Source organism: Arthrobacter psychrolactophilus, assembly GCF_003219795.1.
Taxonomy (GTDB): domain Bacteria; phylum Actinomycetota; class Actinomycetes; order Actinomycetales; family Micrococcaceae; genus Specibacter; species Specibacter psychrolactophilus.
In genome coordinates this window covers 24,192-47,520 of record NZ_QJVC01000026.1, presented here as the reverse complement: position 1 = coordinate 47,520, position 23,329 = coordinate 24,192, and the positions used below count along the sequence as shown (strand labels likewise).

Below are 23,329 nucleotides of genomic sequence, written 5' to 3'. Positions count from 1 at the left end.
CGCCACCGGTCAACCCATTGCTGCCACCGGTCAAAACAAACTGCAGCCACCGGTCAGTTTAAAGTTGCAGTTGACAGAATCCCACCGGACGGCTGTGTGGCTGTGTGGCTGTGTGGCATTGTCAGTGAAGAAACTGCGTCGCCGCTTCTGCATGAAGTGACCCACCAAGGCCTGTAGATTCTGGTGACCGTCGAGGAATCCATGCCCAAGGATCGGACGCACCCGGTCGATACTTGCAAGAAGCTCACCCCGGTCCAGATCAAGAAGAGCTCCCGGTGACGTGAACGCGACGACGATCTGGCTCTGGGTATCCCCCGTGCCGAGGGTACCTTCACCTGCCTCGCCGGAGTGAATCCTCTCCTCTCGTCGTCGGGAAACACCGCGTCGAGAGGAAGAGCTGCAAGGTGAGCCGACGTTGCGTCAAGAGCTATCTGGCCCGGCGAGCATTCAGGATTCTGTCTACTTCTGATCGCTCGAAACAGGCATCACCAAGGCCACGATCAACCAGGTCCTGGATGCGTGACGCATTTCGGCGTCGAGACCCGCTGCTTTGCCTGGCAGGAAAAGTGACGACGCGATAACCACCCTGCATGCAAGGTACGAAGATCATGGAGCCCACAAGAACCACTGTCTGACAACGGCCTCTCATTCGGCCGGGCCCGAGGCTGCCAAGTCGGGCCACCGATTCCTCGAATCCCACTCCCCGAAAAACCTTGAGGAACTCTCCAAACTCCTGATCCGCTTCAGGGACCACTACAACTGCCCGAGGGAAAACCATGTCCGTGCAGCAGCGGACCTAAGAGGCTCTGCCAGCCCAGACCGGACGGCTATGCGATCAGCCGGAGGGCCTGGTCCAGATCACCCGTACCACCTGCAGGTCTACCACCGCGGCTGTATCTTCAAGGTGTCTACTCATCTCATCGGTGAACACCAGTTGCTCACCACTGCCACGGAGATCACGATATTCAGCATGTTCGACGGTGAGTAAAACATCTACTTCCCGCTGCCTGTGTGCTGGTCCTCGAGCAAGCGGCTGCTCCCACTCTGAGCAGTCCATGGGCTCGTATCTGTGAACCGAAAGCTAGTCAGATTCTGTGTCAGCGCCAAGCGAAAATAGGGCCACTTTTTGCCAATTGAAAATGAGGCCACCTGACATCATTGGAGGTGATCAATGAGGATGATCGGGCAACTATCCGCCACCGCTCTGCGAACGAGAAGATCTCGAATCAGGAGTTGGCGAAGCAGCTGGGTGTCTCTCGTGGCACTATGGATCGGGCGTTGGCCGCGGATGCCGGCAACAGTGTTGGCCGAGCGTGTGGGCTGGACTGGGTGTCTACCTCGTTGTTCCGGGTCAAGGTTGCTGCGATCGGGCCGGAGTACGCGCCGGCGGATCCGGCAGACCGGCTGGTCTTTGGACCAGGCAAAACGGTGCAGTAGCGTTCTATGGTTCCCGCATCAGCCTCCGCCGTTGGGACTCGGCAGGAGCGCAACCCGCCAGTATTGGTGATGACCAGCGCCTGTTCCAGCTTCGTGCAGGCGCCCGCATGATTCCCTCCCGCACGAGACGAGGATCTGCTCGGGGGTATGCGGGAGCTGATCCAGGAAGCCGAAGCTGTCCCGGCTCGCCTACTGTGGAACAACGAGACCGGGATCGGGCGCGGGAAACTCACCGAGGCCGCCAGCGCGTTCGCCGGGGTGTTGGGCACCGAGATCAAGCACTTGCCACTGAGGGATCCTGACTCCAAGGGCATGGTGGATGGAGTGAATGAACGGGTTCTTCCGCCGAGGGTTCATGCCGGGCCGGGACTTCATTGAACCGCATGACTTCAACGACCAGCTCTACGCCTAGCTGCCACGCGCCAACGCCCTCTACACACGCACCCGCGGCGGCACCCCGGCAGACATCGTGATCGAAGACCGGGCGGCAATGCGTCCGTTGGGTCCCATCGCCCCGGGAGCCGTGTTCCGCAAAGAGATCCGTCTGCCCAGGGATTACTACGTGCGGGTTCATTCGAATGACTACTCCGTGGATCCGTCCGCTATCGGCCAGCTGGTGCAGGTCATAGCAGATTTAGATACCGTCACCGCTGGCGCTACGGTGTTGGCGCGGCATAAACACCGATGGGCCCGGCACCAGATCTTCACCGACCCGGCCCATGTCAGCCGCGCCGCCGAGCTGCCTCGGGACTACCGGACCACCACGGCACGGAAACCGCCAGGTCAGACAGCCATGCAGGAGCGGGACCTCTCCATCTCCGACCAAGCCTTCGGAATCTCCACCTCCAACGACACTTTCGAGTTGACTGGAGCCGCGCACTGATCGCCGTCGCCGCGAACGCGGGCATGGATGTTGAGCACTACGCCCGGGCGCTGCGGGCACCACGGATCCGGGACGACTAACGGCGCCTGGCCGACACCGCCCGCTCCACCGGGTGGTCCCATGAGGAATACCTTGTTGCGGTTCTCTCCCGGGAAGTCGCCGAGCGTGAAGCCTCCGGCGCCGCGTTGCGGATCCAGGGCGCGAGGTTCCTCAGGTACAAGACCCTGGAGGAGTTCGCCTTCGATCACCAGCCCCCTCCGTCCACTCCCTCATCGTTTATCCGGGCACTGGGGTGTTCTTGGAAGAAGCCAAGAACGTGGTCCTGCTCGGTCCTCCCGGCACCGGCAAAACCCACTTTGCTGTCGGCATCGCTACCCGTGTTGCTTACGCCGGGCACCGGGTCCTCTTCGATTCTGCAACCGGCTGGGTTGCCCGCCTCGCCGAGGCCCACAGTCGGGGTCAACAGCCGGGGTCAACTCGCGGGGGAACTAGCCAAACCCCATAGCTACAAGCTCCTGGTCGTTGACGAAGTAGGCTACATCCCGTTCGATCAAGATTCTCCGAACCTGGCCTTCAACCGCTGGGCCGACGCCTTCGGTGAAGCCGCGATCCTCTCGGCCGTGATCGACCGGATCATTCATCACGCCGAAGTCATCGGTCTCTCCGACAACAGCTGCCGCCAAGGCCAGACCAAGCCACAAATAATGGAACAATAAAACAACACATCGTAGCCTTGTCTTCAGATGGCGAAAGTGGCCCTATTTTCGGTTGGCGTTGATACGAAGTCGATATGAGCGCCTACCGCGAAGAGAAGCAAGGAACGGACAAAGACCCCGCGCTCTCCGGAGTCAGCATGATGATCTTGGTCGTTTCGCGTCGAGCAGTGACACCGTCAAAGTCACCGGCGTCCTTCAAAGCTGCAACCTCGCCCGGTGCCAATCCTTTCGTTGAAGTCGATGGACTCCGCCGGGCGAGAGAAATACCGAGGGCAACCCCGTTCTTTACCCACCCATTGACGAAGGCCCACGAACTGAGAACGCGCAACAAAGCGGCCGTGCATTGAGCTGTGGTTGAGGAATATCTAGTCACTGCATTCTGCAGAGATTCATTGTCCATGCCATCGAGTCGTTCCCCAGCAAGTTCACCAGAGGGATGCTCAAATAGCGTCAAGATGTGCGGCGACTCTGCGATCTTTAGCGGCTATCTCTATGGGTCGGAGATAACCCTTTGGATAGCGCGCCTAAGAGAAGCCGCAGCCTTCTTCACATCCAAGCATCCGAATGGGAATGCTTCGAACTGATGAGCGTGGAGAAGGTCATCTATCCGGTGACACAGACGGTGCAGCTGCTGGGAGTCTCTCGTTCGAGGTTCTATGCCTAGGAGCAACAGATGCAGGCAGCATCTCCGTCGGCAGCGGCCTTGCGCCGGTGCGTGTTGGATCGGTACGTGTTGCGGATCCATGGCGAATCGTATGAGAGCTCTCGCGCGCCAAGAAGCCACGCAGCACTGGCCAGCATCGCGTTGGAGCAGAAATGACAACGGTCGCAAGCTCTATGCGCCGGCAGCGCTTGGAAGGCACTTCTCCGCGAAAGTTCCAGCCTGCTGCGCGGTTGGGACGGGTTCGTCCGCACTCGATCCCGGACCTGGTGGAACGGCGATGGGGCACTGGAGGGCTGGATGCTATCTGGATTTCAGACATCTTCTATTTACGGACGTAGCCGGGACGAGCGCATCTCTGTGCGGTCCGTGACAGATCTTCCCGGCGGGTGCTCGGCTGATCGGTGGCTTCAGTTCAGGACACTACTCTGGTCACCCATGCCCGTGGTGCCTCATATAAAGATACTCGTCAAGGTCTTAGGCTGCGTGGAGTGTTTGGGAGCAGGTCTTGGCTGCGGCCAGACGGATAAGTCACTGCTGGTTCTTGTTGCTCCTGTTTGTTTGCCCAACCAGATCGAGCGTTTCATAGAATTTGTCCATGTGCCGGGGTCGGGGTTGGAACGTGATCCCGGTGTCGTTGATCCGGTCAGTGGGAACAGGTTCTTGCGCAGGTTCACCAACGGCCAGAGCTCGTTCAGCAGCCCAAGTTCAGTGTCGGTGTCGTAGCGATAGTTGAACGCCAAGCAGTGCACGAAGACACCGCTTGTCTGTTCCTCAAATGGGTTGTCGTTGCCAATGGTGGGGTCTGGACCGGGTTATGCGAATTTTATGGGTATCGTACCAAGTAGTCATTGGTTCGTTGAGGAAGCCAGAATCGTTGTCGCTATGGATGTAGTCGATCGGGGCATGGGGCTCGTTCTCGATTTCATTCATCGCCTCAACCACCCGCTTGGAGGCTTTGTTCTTGGTCGCCCGATTCACCGTCTATCCGGTGAAGACATTGGCGGCGGTCAGTATGAACGCATACTGACCCTTGTCATTGTTGCCGCAGTGTGCCACCGTATCTATGGCAACCAGGGCCGGCGGCCAGTAAATATCGGGGATCCGGGACATGATCGGAACCGCCTCCATGTACTGGTTCCGCCGGGACCGGACGGGTAGTGAACTTCCCGGCGGGGGCGCCGAGAGTTTGAACGGTGTCAGCAGCCGGTCGATCGTGAACGGGTTCATCGCCAGCAACTTGGCACGCACCCCAGAGCTGAAGCGGGCCCAAGCCTTGTTGAAGGTGTCGGAGCCGGTGTGGGCTTCCATGCTGACCAGCGTGGTGCCCATGACCGCGGCAAGGTACTTCCCGCACGGCTGCCCCGCCACAACCCAGACCTGCTGCAGCACCTTCACCGCGTCACAGCCGTACGTCGGCGGTCTCGGCTTGCGTGCCACCACACGGGAGTCCCCGCAGCTTGATGGCCCGCCACACTGGAGGCGAGCATTCGCCCCGGACCAGCCCACCTCGGCCACCAACCGTTCCAGGATCCCTCCCTTAGCCTCCTACAACGCCGTCACATACACACCATCTTCCTTACCTATGGTTTCCCTGCACGCAGACTTTCGTTACCCCATACAGCACACCAGCACACCAAGGCACCCAACCACGCACCAGAGATTCCGCGAGTACCCTAAATGAGTCACGTCTAGGCCTTGCCCATGGCGATGGTCCTGCGTGAGGATATCCCGTCTAAGTTTGTGTTCCACGCGGATCGCGGAACCCCGTCTGCCTCACCCCAGAAGCATGCTGTGTGTAAGCAGATCGAGGTGAGCCAGACGGTGGGTGGCACCGGGGTCTGTCGGGATTCTGACAGTCAGGAGTCAATCTGGTCAATACTCAAGATAAAGTTCAATAACAGGCAACGACTCCCCTCCGCACTCGACTACCAAGGCTCTGTCAACTACGAACACAAGGTCGACCAATTTCAGACGGCAAAGCCACCTGAGCAACCGTCCATGTTTTGCTGATAACCTCAGGGCTCATAGGTTTGCACACATCTGTCATCGATAACCATTGGCAGTTGCTCTTGCCGTTGTGCATAGTATTCCTGGAATAATGCGAGTTCTCATTCCCAGTTTTTGGACGGGTTAGATATCTTGGTGCATTGGATTGCATAGGAGGCCAGGGGGAATCATCATCGGTGTTGATCCTGATAGTAGACCCGTCGAAACTGTCCCGCCTGTCTCTCGAGGACGACTAGTGGAATAGCTTGCGTTGCCGGCGCATGCTCCGGAAGCGAGTGATCCGCTTGCGCAGCTGCTCAAGAGCGGCAGGCCGGGTCGCGTCGAGAAACCAGATCAGTGCCTGGCGGGACCGTTCATTTTTCCATTGAGCGGGAGGCTTGCCCGGTAGGCCACTGATCGGCATCGTGCCGCGAGAGGCTGGGAAGATATCTACAGATTCGACGGCGCCCTGGCACAGCTGGTTGAAGGCCAGAGCGCTATCGAACAGGAACATGTCCAGCTGCCGCATCACCATCGCTGCGGGCCGGACAACGAGAAGGTAGAGAGTTCGGTAGCCCTCCCGGATCGTATCCTCAAATAGGCCGTCAGGGGACGATAGCCCCACCCATCGATTTTGATCTGCTTGCAGCTCGCTGATGATGTCAGGCTCATATCGCCTTGCCGGCTGCCTGCCCATCATGAATCAGGAGATCTGTAAGGTACGGCAGAACTCGGTCACGGTAGGGCAGGAGGTGGTGGGCAGGGTTAAAGGTGGTTATCATGGCCCGAATACGAGGGAAAGTGTATTGCTTATATCTCCGGCTATGAAAGGTCACCTAGTTGGCACTACCATTTCGGAATTCCAATACTGACCGGAACAGCGGGGTCGGCGGCCCCTGCTAGCTAGGGTGGAGAACAGGTCGCTGGCGAGGTTGGGGCCGATGCCCACGCTGAGGAAATCATCGACGATGAGCAGGTCAACGTCGCTGCGTTTATTGAGCAAGTTCTGGTGCCCCATCCCGTCGACACTGGCCAAGTCCAGACAGCGAGCCAAATTATCCATGCGTGTAGAACGCATGCCGTGTCGGGTGTGGCATTCATGGTTAGCGTAGCGTCTCATCCTCGCAGGGTTGATGGTGTCTTCGTGCGGGGAGATGATCTCCGTGACGATACTTCCAGGAGCGGGAAACTCGCCTCCCGGATGAGTTTTTGAGTCCTGTTCGCGCGACGCCTTTCCAGCGCGTCGTCACCGCCGGGCAGGAATAGTCCCTCCGGGGTCTCGTCGTCATTGGTGTCTTCTTTCATATTTCCTTCAAAGCGGGTCACAACATAAGTCATGCGTAGTGCCTTGAATCAACTGTGAGGAAAACTGAAAACACGGCCCTAATCACCCACCTTCCCGGTTGTCGCTGGCACCACGAACCATGACACCTGGCGGATTCGCCACCGCGGAAGTACTCTTAGCATTCGAGGCTGCCGCGAGCAGTGGCCGGGAACGTTGCTTGCCTCCGGTAATGTGTTTGAGCCTGTCTTATGTCGGATGGCGATTGGTGTTGATGAGCCATTGGCAGGCTGATTCCAGCTTCGCTTTTACTCTTATCCAGGACCTTCAGGATGTTCATTCAATCCATATACCTTGAACTGCAATGACATGAAGATCCAAGATGGATTCAATATTCGTCATGGTCGCCGGCCCGAAACTCCGTGCCCGATGAACGAACCACTGCCGTGGCAAGAGCCCGTCGATATCTTGGCACCACTCCGGCCCATGGTCTACATCTCTGGAGTACTGCTCCTTCGCCCGGCCTCGAGCGGATGGTGACAGACCGTGGTCCCACCATCAAGAATGGTGACTGTGACCCCGGTCGGGTGAATCCGCAGGATCTGCCCCGCAACAGTGCAGGCGCCGACCATCACTGACACTCCACGGTCAAGTGACGGTTCCGGCCTACCTTGAATTGTTTCCGAGCCACTGTATCGAAGCGCTACTCCGGTAACGACTGGAGCATCTCGGCTCCCTGAACCAGGGACAGCTCGTGTCTGGTGGTGCCGGCGGCTCAGTGCATTGGCTCGGTGAGCTCCACCATCCGTTCCATGCTCGCAGCATTGTGCTCCTTGATGGCGGTCCTTACGCCCTCGGCAAGATGCTCGATAGCGCGTTTGTTAGTGGCACAATCGCCGCCGATTCCACGACTTCCTCGTAACCATGAATCTTGAATGCTAAAGCCATAATTGCCTTGCCGCCCACCATCGCATGCCTGCCGCGTCTGAAGCGATTAGCACTGAATACGCAGTCGTCTCATCAGGGGAACAAACAAAGGGACTCCGGTACCACCCGACACCATCCACCATCCACCATCCACCATATGTAATCATCGGACGCTTGGAGCGCCTCCGAGGATCCGCCCTCAACTTCCGAAACCTCAGCAATTATGTCGTCGGGATCTGATCGAATCCGGACGATTCAGCCCGAAACTACGCCACCAATTCTGAAGGGAAAGGCTGATAGTACCGAATAGATATACGATTCTGCCAACCATGACAGAGACAACCGTTGCTCCGCCGAATACATTCATCGAACCAGTGATAGTCAACTTGCTAGTCAAGATTAACGGGGCCCAGGCATTACTGGAAGGGTCGGACTGGCGGACCAGGCTCGCCGATCCTTACCCAAGTGAATTCGCATTTTTACGTACTTCACTCCCCCTTCGTTCGCATATCAGTGACTATCGACGTCCTTACTGGCGACTTCTCTATGTCGTCAATAATAGAAGAACTTGTTGTACACGCTAAACAACCACTCCGCTCGGCAATGGCTACCGCTTATAGGGAAGCTACTCACTCAAGGTCAGTGGCCGGTATCTCTTGCCAATTTTTTCTAGCTTTCCTTAACTGCCACTCACATCAATGTGAGCACAGCATGTCGCGATAACTGTTTCACGTGAAACGACAATTCATCCGCCCCTATGCCGGTTGTACACAGCGCCCTATTGAGGCAAGTCGTCGGCTTAGTTCCACTCTTACAACATTGTCTTAGTTAACTGCTTAGACCTCATTCGAAAATGCCGCACGAGTTTCGGACGAGCGGTCAAAGATGTTTCACGTGAAACTTCACTTTTGGATATTCCGGCGAAACTGTCGCTTTCGTACTTCCAGCGCACCGGACGCGCCAAATGTGAACTCAATGCCGCCTTGCAAGCGACAGACTGATCCAACTTTCATTCCTTAGGATCAATCCTGGAGAGCTCACTTAAATGACAATCGGCAGTGTTTCACGTGAAACACTGCCGATCATCTCTTAGTCGAACTAGTTGCTGCCCGGACTCAAAACTTCCATGATGCGGTTGAGATCCTCAACCGAAGCGAACTCGATACTGACCTTGCCTTTTTTGGAACCAAGCGAGATCTTGACATTTGTATCTAAACGATCCGACAAGGAACTGGCCAAGAAATCCAGCCGCTCGTGCCGAGGGCTCGGCGTCTTTGTTGCCGGCTTCTTTCCATCGAGAGGCGCCTGGTAAAGCTGCACGGCCTCTTCCGTGGCCCTGACGGACATTCCCTCAGAAACAATTTTCTGAGCAAACTCTTCCATTGCGGCAGATTCAGGTAGGGCTAGCAGGGCTCGAGCATGCCCCGCCGACAGTACACCTGCCGCTACCCTGCGCTGTACAGCAGTAGGCAGCTTCAGGAGCCTTAGCGTATTGGAAACCTGAGGACGGGACCGCCCAATCCTGTCGGCTAATTGTTCATGCGTTGTGCCAAAGTCCTCGAGAAGTTGCTGGTATGCAGCAGCTTCCTCCAAGGGATTAAGTTGACTCCGGTGCAGGTTTTCGAGCAGAGCATCACGAAGAAGGTTGTCATCCGTAGTTTCGCGAACAATGACGGGGATAGTCGCCAGCCCCGCGGCTTGCGTGGCGCGCCAGCGTCGTTCACCCATGACCAATTCATAGGGTTGGTCACCCTTTTCGGTCGATCGGCGGACCACGATGGGCTGCAGAACGCCGATTTCACGGACGGAGTGAACCAATTCCGCCATATCGTCTTCGTCGAAGACGGTACGGGGCTGTTTCCGGTTCGGATGGATCTTGCCAACAGGCAATTCCATGAACGTGGCACCTGGTACGTCCAACAATGAGGGCTGAACGGCGCTAGCAGCCGCCGAAGGGCGCTTAGCTACCTTCGGAGCCTTTACCGGAGTCTCCACCGGCTTGCGACCCTTTGGTTCCGGGAAAAAGAGGTCTACTGGCCGCGTCGGTAGAGCATTGCCCGTCTCATCGCCAGACGAACTGGGGATCAAGGCACCTAATCCGCGACCAAGACCTCTGCGCTTGTCAGTCATTGAGACGTCCTCCGTTGAATGAACCCCTGCCAAGGGGTCTGTTGAGCTTCATTGTAAGTTGCAAAGTACTTGACCACGCAAACACCTAGGGCACAGACCGTTCAGCTAGCTCGGCAGCGGCTTCCAAATATGACAGTGCGCCAGTCGAAGACGGATCGTATGTCATGACAGTCTGCTGATAGCTGGGCGCTTCTGAGATCCTTACAGATCTTGGAATCATCGCCTGCAGTACCTGTTCTGGGAAGTGCTCCCGTACATCCGCCGCCACATGAGCTGCCAGGTTCGTTCGACCGTCATACATGGTCAGCAATATCGTGGACATGACGAGATCCGAGTTGAGGTGCTTCTGAATCATCCCAATGTTCTTCAGGAGCTGGCTCAGTCCTTCTAGCGCATAGTACTCACACTGAATTGGAATCATGACTTCATTTGCTGCACAGAATGCGTTGACAGTCAGCAAGCCGAGGCTCGGCGGGCAATCAATGAAGATGAAGTCCAGACGCTCCTGGCCGTTGTTCTCGCGGAACCTTACATATTCATCGATAGCACGGCGAAGTCTTTGCTCTCTCGCTACGAGAGACACGAGCTCGATTTCTGCACCAGCCAAGTGAATCGTAGCGGGCGCACAGTACAAGTTATCGATGTCCGGGCACTGCGCCACAACGTCAGCCAGGGCGAAATCATTGATGAGAACGTCATAGATACTGTCGATCTCAGCATGGTGAGGAACACCTAGGGCCGTGGAAGCATTTCCCTGTGGGTCGATGTCAATAACCATGACCTGAAGGCCTGCTGATGCAAGGGCAGCCGCAACATTAACGGTGGTTGTGGTCTTTCCCACACCACCCTTTTGGTTGGCTACCGTAAGGATTCGAGTACGCCCAGGTCTCGGAAGTCGGCGTCCCAAGAGTCGTTCGCGGCGCTTCGTTTCACTGACAAGCTGGCTCGCAATGGGGCTACTGTCATCAAAATCGTTATCCATGGGACTTATTGCACTCGCGCTTGTTTCACGTGAAACAAGCGCATTCGACTTGTTTTGACCATGATCAACCATTTTCGGTTGATATGAGGCGTTAGAACGTGCCGACCCCAATGTCATGAACGGAGGGATCCGTTGCGAAGCTGCTTCGCTACTGGTCACGCTGACACTCTCACTTTCCTGTGGCTACGGTTGCCAACCTCTAGCCTATCGGTTCCTACCCACTGGCGTGGGAATCAGCGCCGCTTTACCTTCACACGAACCACCGTAGTGGGTTCTTCTAAGACATCCTGGCCGGCGATGACGACCGAGGTTTCGTAGCCGCCCAAATTCCTCAGAGTCTTGCCTGCGGTGGCGATTTCCTCTTCCGCGCTACGTCCCTTGATTGCGAGTAGCTCACCTTGGCCACCCAAAAGCGGAATCGTCAACGGTGCCAAAGTTTTCAGAGCGGAAACAGCGCGCGCGGTTACAACCGAGCATTCAACTTTGCCAATCGCGGCTTCGGCGCGTGATCGGATGATCTCCACATTGGAGAGTCCCAGATCCATCACGACTTCCTCAAGCCAGGTCACGCGGCGCTCTAGCGGCTCAATAAGAGTCAGGTAGAGATCCGGACGAGCGATGGCCAAACAAAGCCCAGGCAGGCCTGCGCCGCTGCCTACGTCAGCAACCTTTGCACCCTCGTCGATCAGTTCTGCCACAACGGCACAGTTCAGCACGTGACGGCTCCACAGGCGCGGAACCTCACGTGGTCCAATCAAGCCTCGTTCAATACCCGACGTAGCCAAATGTTCTACATAACGCTTGGCCAAATCGAGCTGATCGCCAAAGATACGCTGAGCTGCCTCAGCTTCTTGAGCCGTAAGTTCCACCACTGTTTGTCCTCTTAACTTCAAGTCCCGGCCACTCCCCTCAGGCAGTGGCCGGGACCAATTGGAAACTTTCCTACAGTTGCGCCTTATTGCGCAGCTGTCACCACAATGTGGCGGTTGACGCCTTCGCCCTCGGACTCCGATTCGAGCCCCAGATCAGCGATGGTGTCGTGTACGATCTTGCGCTCATATGCACCCATGGGTTCCAGAGCAACAGATTCCTGACCGGCCTTGATCGCTTCAGCAGCATCACTGGCAATCTTTGCCAACTCAGCACTCCGGCGATCTCGGTAACCGGAAATGTCCAGAACGAGGCGTGAACGACTTTCGGTCGATGAGAGCACGCTAAGACGAGTTAACTCCTGCAGAGCATCGAGTACCTCTCCGCCCTCGCCAACCAAGTTTGCGAGAGTGTCGGAACCTTCTTCTGCCACGATGGAGATGTATGTTCGACCGTTGCGAACCTCAATATCAATGTCTCCATCAATATCGGCAATATCCAAAAGTTCTTCGAGGTAGTCGGCTGCGATGTCGCCTTCCTCTTCCAGACGGCTAGCGCCGGTGCTAGCTGCATCTGTGGCTTCTTCAGGGACAAGTTGCATTTCTTCAGGCATTATTTCTTCTTCCTGTTCTTGCGTTGTGGCTGGCTGCGCTGGCCTTTGACCTCTGGAATTACCTCAGGCTCTTCCTCAGTCTTCTTCTTGGAAGCTCCGAGAAGCGGCAAGCCCTTGGCTTCGCGGCGCTTCTGGTATTCCCGGTACGCAGGTGATCCTGGAGTCGGCATACGACGAATTACGAAGAACTGCTGGCCCATGGTCCAGAGGTTAGTGGTCGTCCAGTAGATCAATACACCGATGGGGAAGTTCACGCCACCAATACCGAAGACGAGCGGCAGTACATAAAGCATCATCTTCTGCTGCTTCATGAAGGGGCCCTGCATAGCTTCTTCAGACATGTTCTTGGACATGATCTGCTTCTGAGTAATGAACTGTGAAGCGATCATCGCCAGGATCATGATGATCGAGAGGAAGGCGATAGCCACCGTAAGGTTTCCGCCCTGGAGCGACGGCAAGAGTGCATCCGAGAGACGAGCACCAAAAATGGTGGCCTCATCAAACTGAACTACCTGGTCGTGTGTCATAGCGCCGATGCCCACGTTGTCGGCGTTGGCCTTAGCTACACCAGAAAGCACCTGGAAGAGGGAGAAGAAGAACGGCATCTGGATCAGCATGGGCAAGCATGCGGAGAACGGGTTCGTACCGTGTTCCTTGTACAGGGCCATCTGTTCCTGGCCCATGGCCTGACGTGACAGCTGGTCAGTCTTGCCCTTGTATTTAGCCTGCAGCTTCTTCATGTCCGGCTGAAGCGCCTGCATACCGCGCTGAGCCTTGATCTGCTTAACAAACACAGGAATCAAAGCGGCACGAATCACCAAAACTAGGCCAATAATGGCCAGTGTCCAGGTCACACCAGAGGCTGCGTCCAGTCCAAGGAAGGTCAGTCCATCATGGAACTGCACCATGATCCATGACACAAGCCATTTGAAGGGGAACAGAATTGTATCGAAGAAGCCCATATTTCTTTTCTAATCTCCTCAAGCCGAATTGCGGCTTTGTGTTTCCTGTTGCTTGGCCAGAAAAACATGCGGGTGGTTTAGCTGGACAATGAGGGGAACCGTAGAAGGATCATCCCAATTGACGTGCACCGGAGCGGGAACATGATCGATGCCGCCGGAATTCCAGGGATGGCAGCGGACGATGCGTCGCATCGCAAACCAGCTGCCTTTAACTGCACCGTGAACGGTCACTGCTTCCAACGCATAAGCAGAACATGACGGAAAAAACCGGCACACCTGCCCATACATGGGTGAGACGACGCGCCGGTATAGTTTCAAAACGATAATAAGGATGTTGCGAGGAACATGCCAAAAGAAGTTCATGACGGCGGTGAGCCGCTTGGGCGCACTACCTTGCGTTTGTGAGGAATTCACAAAGACTCGTCTCCTTTTGATGCATGAACCTTATTCTACTGAGAGTGCCGGTGTCGGACGCGCGACATCACCGTTTCTCCCCGCAAGGCGGGAGGAAACGGAGGAAAATGCCTTGCGATAGTCCACGACAAGATCCCCAAAGGAGGCCTCGGCAGAGACAGGCAAAGCCCGTACAACTACCTTGACTCCATAGGGATACTGCCTAATTGTCTCGACAACTATTTCCCTCAGTCTTCTCTTAACGAGATTACGGGTCACAGCGTTCCCAACAGTTTTCGCCACGATGAACCCGATTTGACTGGGTTCGTCAGGAGAAGAAGACACCATATATAACACTACGTTCCGGCGCCCATTTCGGGCACCGGAACGTACAGTATGTGAGAAGTTGGCGGAAGTCCGCATTCTATTCTTGGTGGCTAGCACCGTGCGTCCTACCGTTACTTCAGTAAGGCTCGACGAATCGTCAAGCAGTTATTGTTTAGGCCGACAACTCTACGCGACCCTTGGTGCGGCGGGCTGCCAAAATGGCGCGGCCGGCACGAGTGCGCATGCGAAGGCGGAAGCCGTGCTTCTTGGCACGACGGCGGTTGTTCGGCTGAAAAGTCCGCTTGCTCACGGTAGTTACTCCAAGACAATAAAAGATGCGCCTTGCCCGTAGCTAACAGGTAAGAAAGGGGTCGACGCTAAGTATATGGATGCCCGCTTCTCGCTTCTCTTTAGAAAGAAGCGCACGCAATGAGCGCAAAGCAGACACATGGGACTTCACTACGTTAGGTCACTCGAGGCCGCCCAGTCAAACTGTCGGTTGTGAAGCAGGGCACTTACGGCCCGTGTTTGGCGCCAAAATGGTCCTTCTTCGATCAAATCTGGGTCTCACGGCGTAATCCACAGCTGTGCACAACCTAGTGGACAATACCTGTGGATGGCGCTCGAATCCGCGCACCTTTGTGAGATTTATCCACAACCCGTTTCTCTAGCTATCTTATAGCCTTTTCATCCTCTAGGCTAAGCCCGTAGCAAGTTATCCACGTATGTGCATAACTCTGTGGATTACTGCGAATCGACGGTTGTCAGCCCATCCGGCTGACAGGTTAACGATGTGTAACCGAAGTCACATGCAGTAAGTACGCTAAACAAGTATTCCGGTCAACCAACCGGCAGTAAGGACGGAACTCACGATGAGCACTGAAGACATCAATGACGTTGGAAGTTCCTGGCGGCGGGTCATCCGGATCCTTGAACGGGACGAACGTGTCTCCCCTCGACAGCGCGGCTTCGTAGTACTGACGCAGCCCCAGGGTCTGATTGGGAACACCCTTCTTGTGGCTGTTCCTAACGAACTCACCCGGGAAGTCCTTCAAAACCAGCTCAATACGGCCTTGAACGACGCCTTGTCACAGGTATTTTCCGAAGAAATCAGTTGCGCCTTTAGCGTCAATGCGGATCTCGTTCCTCCAGTGATGGAAGAAGAGCCGGTTCAGGTCCCTGCCGCCACACGGAGCGAGCGTTCTGAGCTCTCAAGCCTTTCCGAACACAGCGAACCCACCGAACATGTGTCCAAGCCGGCGCCGACGCTTCCCAGTACTTCTCAGGAATTCGGCCGGTTGAATCCAAAGTATGTCTTTGACTCCTTCGTGATTGGCTCGTCTAACCGTTTTGCTCACGCGGCAGCCGTCGCTGTTGCTGAGGCCCCGGCCAAGGCGTACAACCCATTGTTTATCTATGGCGACTCCGGACTGGGCAAGACTCACTTGCTACACGCCATCGGTCATTACGCTCGACGTCTCTACACCGGCATTCGAGTTCGCTACGTGAATTCTGAAGAGTTCACCAACGACTTCATTAACTCCATTCGTGACGATGAGGGTGCCAGCTTCAAGCAGCTCTACCGCAATGTAGACATCTTGTTGATCGACGATATTCAGTTCCTGGCCAACAAGGACGCCACCCAGGAAGAGTTCTTCCATACCTTCAATGCCCTGCACAACCACAACAAGCAGGTTGTCATTACCTCTGACCTTCCTCCCAAGAGGCTTCAGGGCTTTGAGGAGCGGATGCGTTCACGCTTCGAGTGGGGCTTGCTGACGGATGTTCAGCCGCCTGAACTAGAAACACGTATCGCGATTTTGCGAAAGAAGGCGATCGGTGAGGGGCTTTCGGCTCCGGACGATGCTTTGGAGTACATCGCTTCCAAGATCTCGACCAATATTCGTGAGCTCGAGGGCGCATTGATTCGAGTGACTGCATTTGCAAGCCTGAACCGCCAGCCGGTCGACGTTGGCCTCGCGGAGTTGGTCCTTAAAGACCTCATTACCGACGACGGCGCCCAGGAGATTACCTCAACGGCCATCCTCGGTCAGACAGCCGCCTACTTCAATATTTCGCTGGAAGAGCTGTGCAGTAAGTCCCGAACCCGGACTCTGGTCACGGCCCGTCAGATCGCCATGTACCTGTGCCGCGAACTAACGGACATGTCATTACCGAAGATCGGACAGGAATTCGGCGGACGAGACCACACCACTGTCATCCATGCAGATCGGAAAATCCGAGAGCTGATGGCTGAGCGTCGCGCCATTTACAACCAGGTGACCGAGCTAACTAACAAGATCAAGCAACAGCAGCGTGAAGGCTAATCCGCGCAGCGGATTAAAAAAATCTAAGAAATTAACAGCTGTGGATACACCTGTGGATAACAGGGGCACAAGTACCCACAGCCTGCGGATAACTCTGGGGTTAGCTGTGGATCATTAAAATCGCTTTAAAAGTTCTCCACCGGTCCTCACAACGCCAAGCGGTAAAGCCTCACAGGCTGTGCACAGGCAACTTCGGTGAAACCACGCGGTGAGAAGCACTTATCCACAGTATCCACAGGACTTATTAACACTACGAACTACAAGAATTCTTCGTTTCAAAGAACATTCACCATTCCTGATCCACCCAGCTCCCAGAAGCCTTGTTCGATGACCAAACGGTCACTTCAAGGGGCTAAGCTGTGAGCAAGCATGTAATTCAAAACTGACGAGGAACCTCTTACCCAGGTCCCTTGTCAAAGACCTATTGAAATTTTTTTCGCACCATGAAAGGCGGCACCCTTCCGTGAAGTTCCGAGTCGAACGGGATGTTCTGACCGAAGCAGTCAGCTGGGCCGCACGATCCTTGTCACCTCGGCCTCCAGTACCGGTCCTTTCTGGCCTGCTACTTAAAGCCGAAGCCGGAACCCTTAGCCTTTCCAGCTTTGATTACGAGATCTCTGCACGTCTGCAAATTCCTGCTGACATTTCAGAAGAAGGAACCATCTTGGTTTCAGGCCGATTGTTGGCCGATATTTGCCGCAGCCTTCCGGCCGCACCTGTCGAGGTTGAAACCGACGGCAACAAGGTCACGTTGACCTGCCGCAGCAGCCGTTTCCACTTGGCTACAATGCCGGTTGGTGACTACCCTGAGCTTCCCGCTTTGCCGGAAATCAGTGGAACCGTTGACGGTGATGCATTTGCTCAGGCTGTTTCCCAGGTCATCATTGCTTCCAGTAAGGACGACACTCTTCCCGTTCTCACCGGTGTGAAGATGGAAATTGAAGGTGATCTGATCACTTTGCTCGCAACCGACAGGTACCGTCTGTCTTTGCGTGAGATTCACTGGAATCCAACCTCCCCGAACATTTCGGCTTCCGCACTTGTCAAGGCCAAAACCTTGAGCGAAGTCGCCAAGACCTTGGGCAGTTCAGGAAACATCAACATTGCGCTGTCCGACAATAGTGAATTGATCGGTTTTGAAAGCGGCGGGCGTCGAACAACGTCCCTGCTGGTTGATGGCGATTACCCGAAGATTCGCTCGCTCTTCCCGGATACCACCCCGATTCACGCCACCGTCGAGACCCATGCCTTGGCTGAAGCGGTTCGTCGAGTTTCCCTGGTTGCAGAACGCAATACCCCGGTTCGCTTGATTTTCACCGATGGCCAGTTGACCCTTGACGCCGGAACCGGTGAAGATGCTCAGGCATCCGAAAACCTTGAGGCCTCGCTGTTCGGCGACGAGATCACGGTTGCTTTTAACCCGCACTACCTCAGCGAAGGTTTGAGCGCTTTTGATAGCAAGTACGTTCGCTTCTCCTTCACATCAGCTCCCAAACCTGCCATGCTCAGCGCTCAGGACACCATCGATGGTGAACGCCGCGACGAGTACCGCTACCTGGTAATGCCGGTCAGGTTGCCAAACCAGTAACTGCCTGAACTTGTCAGTAAATTCCTCGCTTGATAACCAACCCACGGAAAAGAGAAACGCACGTGCATATTGGACTTGTTGGACTTGGAAAAATGGGCTTCAATATGCGAGCTCGCTTACGTGCAGGAAACATCGAGGTCACCGGCTTCGATCGCAACCCTGAGGTGAGTGACGCGGCATCGCTTGCTGACTTGGTCAAGGCAGTTCCGGCACCAAGGCTCATTTGGGTCATGGTGCCGTCGGGAGACATCACCAATTCCGTCATCACCGAGCTTTCCGAGCTCCTTGAACCCGGAGATTTGCTCGTTGATGGCGGAAATTCCCGCTTCACCGAAGACCAAAAGCACGGCGCCATGCTGGCAACTAAGAACATCGGCTTCATGGATGTTGGTGTTTCAGGTGGAGTTTGGGGCTTGGAGAACGGTTATGGCCTCATGGCCGGCGGTTCAGCTGAAAACTTTGAGCGCGTCCTCCCGGTATTGGATACCCTTCGTCCCGAAGGCGAACGGGCAGATAGCCTCGTTCATGTCGGTGACGTGGGTGCGGGGCACTACGCGAAGATGGTTCACAACGGCATCGAATATGGGTTGATGCAGGCTTATGCCGAGGGCTATGAGCTCTTGGCCAAGAAGGACATCATTGAGGATTTGCCCGGCACGTTCCGCGCCTGGCAAAAGGGAACGGTAGTCCGTTCCTGGCTTTTGGACCTCATGGTCAAGGCGCTGGATGAGGATCCGGGCTTGGAATCCATCGACGATTACGTGGAAGATTCCGGTGAAGGCCGTTGGACAGTTGAGGAAGCAATCGCCAACGCTGTCCCGGCCCCGGCGATTACCGCGGCGCTCTTTGCTCGTTTTTCCTCCCGTGAAGACAGCTCACCCGCCATGAAAATGGTTTCGGCACTGCGTCACCAATTTGGTGGGCATGCCACAAAACCCGCAGGTTCCTAGTTAGTGAATAGATTCCAGCTCCATGTATCTTGAACACCTTTCCTTGACCGATTTCCGCAGTTACACCCAGGTCGATCTAACGCTCACCCCGGGTGTCACGGTTCTTGTCGGATCAAATGGTTTGGGTAAAACCAATCTGGTGGAATCGATTGGCTACCTGGCGACTCTTTCTTCTCATCGAGTCAGCCAGGATGGGCCACTTTTGAGGTTCGGCACGGATCGGGCGCTGATCCGCGCTCAGTTGGTCCGTGCCGAGCAAAAAGTCATGGTTGAGCTGGAAATCAACGCCACTCGTGCGAATCGGGCCAGAATAAACCGAGCAAACCCCGTTCGTTCGCGTGACATCTTGGGCCTGTGCCGGACAGTGCTTTTCGCGCCTGAGGATTTGGCTCTGGTCAAGGGCGATCCTGGCAATCGCCGTCGTTTTTTGGATGACCTATTGGTCGTCCTGTCCCCCATGCATGCCGGCACCCGTAGTGATTACGACCGCGTCCTTAAGCAGCGCAATGCCCTCTTGAAATCCGCACGGTCGCAGCATTTTTCTCGGTCCGGCGTCTCTGAATCGCATCTTTCAACACTGGATGTTTGGGACGAGCACCTCGCCATTGCGGCCGCGAATCTCTTGTCCGCACGCTTAGATTTGCTCAATCGTTTGCGCCCGCACATGGCCGAGGCGTATGCCCAGTTGACCGACGGATCCAAGCTTTTGCGAGCCATTTATCGCAGCAGTCTTGATGAGCTAGCTGACGGTGATCGCCCCGTCACGTCCGACGGCGCATCCCCCGACACTCTTGGCGAACCTCAGAGTGGGGTTGCTGGAGTTGAAACTGACTTCCCGGACCTTTCGCTCTTGAGTGTTGAGGAACTGACAGAAAAATACCGCGTCGAACTGGTTCGTTCTAGAACCAAGGAATTGGAACGCGGCATGTCTTTGGTGGGCCCCCACCGAGATGAGTTGGATCTACTGTTAGGTCTTGCTCCCGCTCGTGGATACGCCTCGCATGGAGAATCTTGGTCGATTGCGTTGGCCCTGCGTTTGGCATCCTTCCATGTTCTTGATGAAGACAAGCATGTCGAGGGTAATCAGCCGATCCTCATCTTGGATGATGTGTTTGCTGAGCTTGATGCTCAGCGTCGCCGCAAACTGGCCGTCATGGTTGCTTCCGCTGAGCAAGTTTTGGTGACTGCCGCTGTTGGTGAAGATATTCCTGAGGAACTTTCTGGATCAACCGTCCAGGTGATTCCCGGTGGAGTTGTCTGCGATGAATGAGCAGCCGTTTGGCTCCTCAAATGATGATCCGACCAGTCAAAAGCGTCGGAAGCAGGCTGCTGCTGCGGATCACACCACCGAAATTGATGCTGCTCAGGCGGCCCTGAACAGAATGCGGCGAATCGCCAAGAGCCGCGGCGAGTTGCGGATCCCTAGAAGTCGTTTGGGTGAAAAATCTGCACCAAAAGCCAAGCGAAAGCCGTTCCTTGACGCCAAATATGGTGGTGGACGAGACCCCCAGGGCCTGGGAAATGTTGTCAGCCGGCTAGTTTCTGATCGTGGGTGGAGTTCCCCTCTTGCCGTAGGTTCCGTGATGGCACAGTGGGACACCCTTGTCGGCGCAGATATTGCCGCACATTGCCAACCCGAGAGTTTTGAGGCGACGACGCTTCACGTTCGTTGCGATTCGACGAGCTGGGCAACACAGCTGCGTTTGTTGTCGTCTTCGCTCCTTGCAAAGTTTGATGAGGATCTAGGTCGCGGGGTCGTCACCAAAATCATGGTGCTTGGGCCAGCAGCTCCGAGCTGGCGCAAGGGCTTTCGCAACGTCAAGGGCCGCGGTCCGCGAGACACTTATGGGTAGCCTTTTTGCTTGCCGAGGAAAAGTGAGCAACGCGCTGTAGGGGCATCCAAACCCCAATACGCGTACATCTCCTTAAAGAAGGCTCGGCAATTGCGTTGTATGCCGCTTTTTTGCCGTTCCAGGGCACGTTGGGACCCCATCTGTGGTAGTTGCAAGGTAGAATTAGTGGATAACCGTCTCTCCGCGGCGCTGTGGCAGGTTTCCCCGGTTACGTTGAGAGCGGTATTTATCTGCCTTCCAAAAGGAATCGGCGTGCAGGCTAGTCATCGCCGTGCGCCCATTCCTCTGTTGGCAATCGAGCTGAACAACAAGAGGGGTCGAACGCGCCTGTGACGACGAACAATTCGGATAGTGCCGTGAATCCAGAGCCGGAAGATACGCCAGAAATCGCGGAACCAAGCGCCGAAACACCCGCCGCCGCTGCTGATATCAGTCACTATGACGCCAGTGATATTACCGTTTTGGAGGGCCTCGAGGCCGTTCGGAAACGTCCAGGTATGTACATTGGTTCCACTGGTCTTCGCGGTCTGCATCACTTGGTCTATGAAGTGGTGGATAACTCTGTCGATGAGGCCCTTGCCGGCTACTGCGACCACATTGATATCACGCTGACCGCCGATGGTGGAGTACGCGTGATCGACAACGGTCGCGGAATTCCGGTGGATATCCACCCCACAGAAGGTAAACCCACCGTTGAAGTGGTCATGACCATTTTGCACGCTGGTGGAAAGTTCGGTGGCGGCGGCTACGCCGTTTCCGGTGGTCTGCACGGTGTTGGTATCTCCGTCGTTAACGCGCTCTCACGCAAGGTCAACACCGAGATTCGCCGCCAGGGCCACGTCTGGCGTATGAGTTTCGCCGATGGCGGTAAGCCCCAGGGCACCTTGGTCCAGGGCGAGACCACCACCGAAACCGGTACAACTCAGACGTTCTACCCGGATCCTGAGATCTTCGAGAGCATCGAGTTCGAATTCGAGACTCTGCGTGCGCGCTTCCAGCAGATGGCCTTCTTGAACAAGGGCCTGAAAATCTCGCTCACCGATGAGCGCACCGTGCTGGAAGCACCGGATGAAGACCCGGATCTTGACGCTATTCCAGAAGGTAAAGACGTTGTCACCGGTAAGCGCGTTGTCGTTTACCAGTACAAAGATGGTCTCCTTGACTACGTCAAGCACCTGAATACCTCAAAGAAGTACGAGCCCGTCCACGAGGACGTTATCGCCTTTGAAACCGAGGATTCTTCTCGCAGCATGGCTGTGGAAATCGCTATGCAGTGGACTACTTCCTTCTCGGAAAGCGTCCATACGTACGCCAACACCATTAACACGCATGAGGGTGGAACGCATGAAGAGGGTTTCCGTGCGGCCATGACCTCGTTGATCAACCGCTACGCCCGTGAGAAGAACATCATCCGGGAAAAGGATGACAACCTGACAGGCGATGACATTCGTGAAGGCCTCACAGCCGTCATCTCCGTCAAGCTCTCTGAACCGCAGTTTGAAGGACAGACCAAGACCAAATTGGGTAACTCCGAGGTCAAGGGCTTTGTCCAGCGCGTCGTGACCGACGGTTTGGGCGATTGGCTCGAGCGTAACCCCGGTCCCGCAAAAGACGTTATCCGTAAGTCCATCCAGGCATCCATGGCTCGCTTGGCAGCTCGCAAGGCTCGCGAAAGCACCCGACGCAAGGGCCTGCTGGAATCGGGTGGCATGCCGGGCAAGCTCAAGGATTGCCAGTCTAAGGATCCAGCTCTGTCGGAAATTTACATCGTGGAGGGTGACTCTGCAGGCGGTTCCGCCGTCCGCGGAAGGAACCCAACCACGCAGGCAATCCTGCCGCTGCGAGGAAAAATCCTCAACGTGGAACGCGCTCGACTTGACCGCGCACTGGGCAATGCCGAAGTCCAGGCCATGATCACGGCCTTCGGTGCCGGCATTGGCGAGGATTTTGACGTCAACAAGGCTCGTTACCACAAGATCGTTTTGATGGCCGATGCCGATGTTGATGGTCAGCACATCACCACACTGCTGCTCACCTTGCTGTTCCGTTACATGCGCCCGTTGATTGAAAACGGCTATGTATACCTGGCCCAGCCGCCGCTGTACCGCATCAAGTGGTCCAACGCGCCGCACGATTATGTGTTCAGCGATAAGGAACGCGATGCCGCCTTGGCTGCTGGAGCCGCTTCAGGGCGCCGCATCCCCAAGGACAATGGAATCCAGCGTTACAAGGGTCTCGGCGAGATGGACTACACCGAACTCTGGGATACCACCATGGATCCCGAACACCGCACCCTGCTTCAGGTCACGATGGATGACGCAGCCGAGGTTGATCAGGTTTTCTCGACTCTTATGGGCGAAGACGTTGAATCACGACGTAACTTTATTCAGCAAAACGCCAAGGATGTCAGGTTCCTCGACATCTAGCACGGGTTAGATA

At 55.7% G+C, this 23,329-nt stretch carries 24 protein-coding genes; 12 read left to right on the top strand and 12 right to left on the bottom strand.

Going from position 1 to position 23,329, the window contains the following annotated elements; genetic code table 11:
* Positions 1-1,158 precede the first annotated feature (1,158 nt).
* From CVS30_RS16630 to CVS30_RS18355, 5 genes are all read left to right on the top strand, one after another.
* The gene (locus CVS30_RS16630) at positions 1,159-1,437 is read left to right on the top strand and encodes a winged helix-turn-helix domain-containing protein (RefSeq protein ID WP_110486672.1); all 279 of its coding nucleotides are present in this window, start codon (positions 1,159-1,161) and stop codon (positions 1,435-1,437) included.
* Between the two features lie 147 nt (positions 1,438-1,584).
* Positions 1,585-1,815: a hypothetical protein gene (locus tag CVS30_RS16625; protein ID WP_110486671.1), complete on the top strand. Its 231-nt coding sequence runs from the start codon at positions 1,585-1,587 to the stop codon at positions 1,813-1,815.
* Positions 1,816-1,906: 91 nt separating this feature from the next.
* Positions 1,907-2,320 carry a Mu transposase domain-containing protein gene (locus CVS30_RS18045; protein WP_181419842.1) on the top strand — a complete coding sequence of 138 codons (414 nt, stop codon included), beginning with the start codon at positions 1,907-1,909 and terminating at the stop codon, positions 2,318-2,320.
* Between the two features lie 292 nt (positions 2,321-2,612).
* Positions 2,613-2,825 carry an ATP-binding protein gene (locus CVS30_RS18440; protein WP_306418796.1) on the top strand — a complete coding sequence of 71 codons (213 nt, stop codon included), beginning with the start codon at positions 2,613-2,615 and terminating at the stop codon, positions 2,823-2,825.
* The gene (locus tag CVS30_RS18355; RefSeq protein WP_281268090.1) at positions 2,749-3,036 is read left to right on the top strand and encodes an ATP-binding protein; all 288 of its coding nucleotides are present in this window, start codon (positions 2,749-2,751) and stop codon (positions 3,034-3,036) included. The genes CVS30_RS18440 and CVS30_RS18355 overlap by 77 nt, the downstream gene beginning before the upstream one ends.
* Positions 3,037-4,681: 1,645 nt before the next feature.
* Here CVS30_RS18355 and CVS30_RS16615 read toward each other — a convergent pair.
* The 4 genes from CVS30_RS16615 to CVS30_RS17860 all read right to left on the bottom strand — a co-directional run bounded on the left by CVS30_RS16615 (position 4,682) and on the right by CVS30_RS17860 (position 7,024).
* Positions 4,682-5,140 (bottom strand): hypothetical protein, encoded by a 459-nt coding sequence (locus CVS30_RS16615; RefSeq protein ID WP_146233434.1) that lies wholly within the window; start codon positions 5,138-5,140, stop codon positions 4,682-4,684.
* Between the two features lie 799 nt (positions 5,141-5,939).
* Positions 5,940-6,311, bottom strand: a complete 372-nt coding sequence (locus CVS30_RS16605) for a hypothetical protein (RefSeq protein ID WP_146233433.1) — start codon at positions 6,309-6,311, stop codon at positions 5,940-5,942.
* Between the two features lie 207 nt (positions 6,312-6,518).
* A complete protein-coding gene (locus CVS30_RS16600) occupies positions 6,519-6,764 on the bottom strand; it encodes an ATP-binding protein (RefSeq protein ID WP_146233432.1) in 246 nt (81 codons plus the stop codon).
* 38 nt (positions 6,765-6,802) lie between these two features.
* A complete protein-coding gene (locus tag CVS30_RS17860; protein ID WP_146233431.1) occupies positions 6,803-7,024 on the bottom strand; it encodes a hypothetical protein in 222 nt (73 codons plus the stop codon).
* Positions 7,025-7,722: 698 nt separating this feature from the next.
* Between CVS30_RS17860 and CVS30_RS18040 the strand changes: the two genes are divergently transcribed.
* Positions 7,723-7,890, top strand: coding sequence for a hypothetical protein (locus CVS30_RS18040; protein WP_181419841.1), 168 nt, complete (start codon positions 7,723-7,725; stop codon positions 7,888-7,890).
* A 1,103-nt stretch (positions 7,891-8,993) separates the two neighbouring features.
* Here the strand turns inward: CVS30_RS18040 and CVS30_RS16595 are convergent.
* From CVS30_RS16595 to rpmH, 8 genes are all read right to left on the bottom strand, one after another.
* Positions 8,994-10,025, bottom strand: coding sequence for a ParB/RepB/Spo0J family partition protein (locus CVS30_RS16595; RefSeq protein ID WP_110486666.1), 1,032 nt, complete (start codon positions 10,023-10,025; stop codon positions 8,994-8,996).
* Between the two features lie 85 nt (positions 10,026-10,110).
* On the bottom strand, positions 10,111-11,124 hold the full coding sequence (locus CVS30_RS16590; RefSeq protein ID WP_110486675.1) for a ParA family protein: 1,014 nt from the start codon (positions 11,122-11,124) through the stop codon (positions 10,111-10,113).
* A gap of 116 nt (positions 11,125-11,240) precedes the next feature.
* On the bottom strand, positions 11,241-11,879 hold the full coding sequence (gene rsmG, locus CVS30_RS16585; protein WP_110486665.1) for a 16S rRNA (guanine(527)-N(7))-methyltransferase RsmG: 639 nt from the start codon (positions 11,877-11,879) through the stop codon (positions 11,241-11,243).
* Positions 11,880-11,962: 83 nt separating this feature from the next.
* Positions 11,963-12,490, bottom strand: a complete 528-nt coding sequence (locus CVS30_RS16580; protein WP_110486664.1) for a Jag family protein — start codon at positions 12,488-12,490, stop codon at positions 11,963-11,965.
* Complete coding sequence (yidC, locus tag CVS30_RS16575; protein ID WP_110486663.1) at positions 12,490-13,452, bottom strand: membrane protein insertase YidC; 963 nt, start codon at positions 13,450-13,452, stop codon at positions 12,490-12,492. The genes CVS30_RS16580 and yidC overlap by 1 nt, the downstream gene beginning before the upstream one ends.
* A gap of 18 nt (positions 13,453-13,470) precedes the next feature.
* Positions 13,471-13,866, bottom strand: coding sequence for a membrane protein insertion efficiency factor YidD (yidD, locus tag CVS30_RS16570; RefSeq protein WP_370801189.1), 396 nt, complete (start codon positions 13,864-13,866; stop codon positions 13,471-13,473).
* 30 nt (positions 13,867-13,896) lie between these two features.
* On the bottom strand, positions 13,897-14,289 hold the full coding sequence (gene rnpA / locus CVS30_RS16565) for a ribonuclease P protein component (protein ID WP_110486662.1): 393 nt from the start codon (positions 14,287-14,289) through the stop codon (positions 13,897-13,899).
* A 55-nt stretch (positions 14,290-14,344) separates the two neighbouring features.
* A complete protein-coding gene (gene rpmH, locus CVS30_RS16560; RefSeq protein WP_044569795.1) occupies positions 14,345-14,482 on the bottom strand; it encodes a 50S ribosomal protein L34 in 138 nt (45 codons plus the stop codon).
* Positions 14,483-15,044: 562 nt separating this feature from the next.
* On the opposite strand from rpmH, the gene dnaA reads away from it, so the two are divergent.
* The 6 genes from dnaA to gyrB all read left to right on the top strand — a co-directional run bounded on the left by dnaA (position 15,045) and on the right by gyrB (position 23,316).
* A complete protein-coding gene (gene dnaA / locus CVS30_RS16555; protein WP_110486661.1) occupies positions 15,045-16,499 on the top strand; it encodes a chromosomal replication initiator protein DnaA in 1,455 nt (484 codons plus the stop codon).
* A gap of 463 nt (positions 16,500-16,962) precedes the next feature.
* Entirely contained in the window at positions 16,963-18,087 is a 1,125-nt protein-coding gene (gene dnaN / locus CVS30_RS16550; RefSeq protein ID WP_110486660.1) for a DNA polymerase III subunit beta, read from the top strand.
* Between the two features lie 62 nt (positions 18,088-18,149).
* Positions 18,150-19,037 (top strand): phosphogluconate dehydrogenase (NAD(+)-dependent, decarboxylating), encoded by an 888-nt coding sequence (gene gnd, locus CVS30_RS16545; RefSeq protein ID WP_110486659.1) that lies wholly within the window; start codon positions 18,150-18,152, stop codon positions 19,035-19,037.
* A gap of 22 nt (positions 19,038-19,059) precedes the next feature.
* Positions 19,060-20,307, top strand: coding sequence for a DNA replication/repair protein RecF (gene recF, locus CVS30_RS16540; RefSeq protein ID WP_110486658.1), 1,248 nt, complete (start codon positions 19,060-19,062; stop codon positions 20,305-20,307).
* Complete coding sequence (locus CVS30_RS16535; RefSeq protein WP_110486657.1) at positions 20,300-20,890, top strand: DciA family protein; 591 nt, start codon at positions 20,300-20,302, stop codon at positions 20,888-20,890. The genes recF and CVS30_RS16535 overlap by 8 nt, the downstream gene beginning before the upstream one ends.
* Before the next feature lie 329 nt (positions 20,891-21,219).
* The gene (gene gyrB, locus CVS30_RS16530; RefSeq protein WP_110486656.1) at positions 21,220-23,316 is read left to right on the top strand and encodes a DNA topoisomerase (ATP-hydrolyzing) subunit B; all 2,097 of its coding nucleotides are present in this window, start codon (positions 21,220-21,222) and stop codon (positions 23,314-23,316) included.
* The last annotated feature ends 13 nt before the right edge of the window (positions 23,317-23,329 follow it).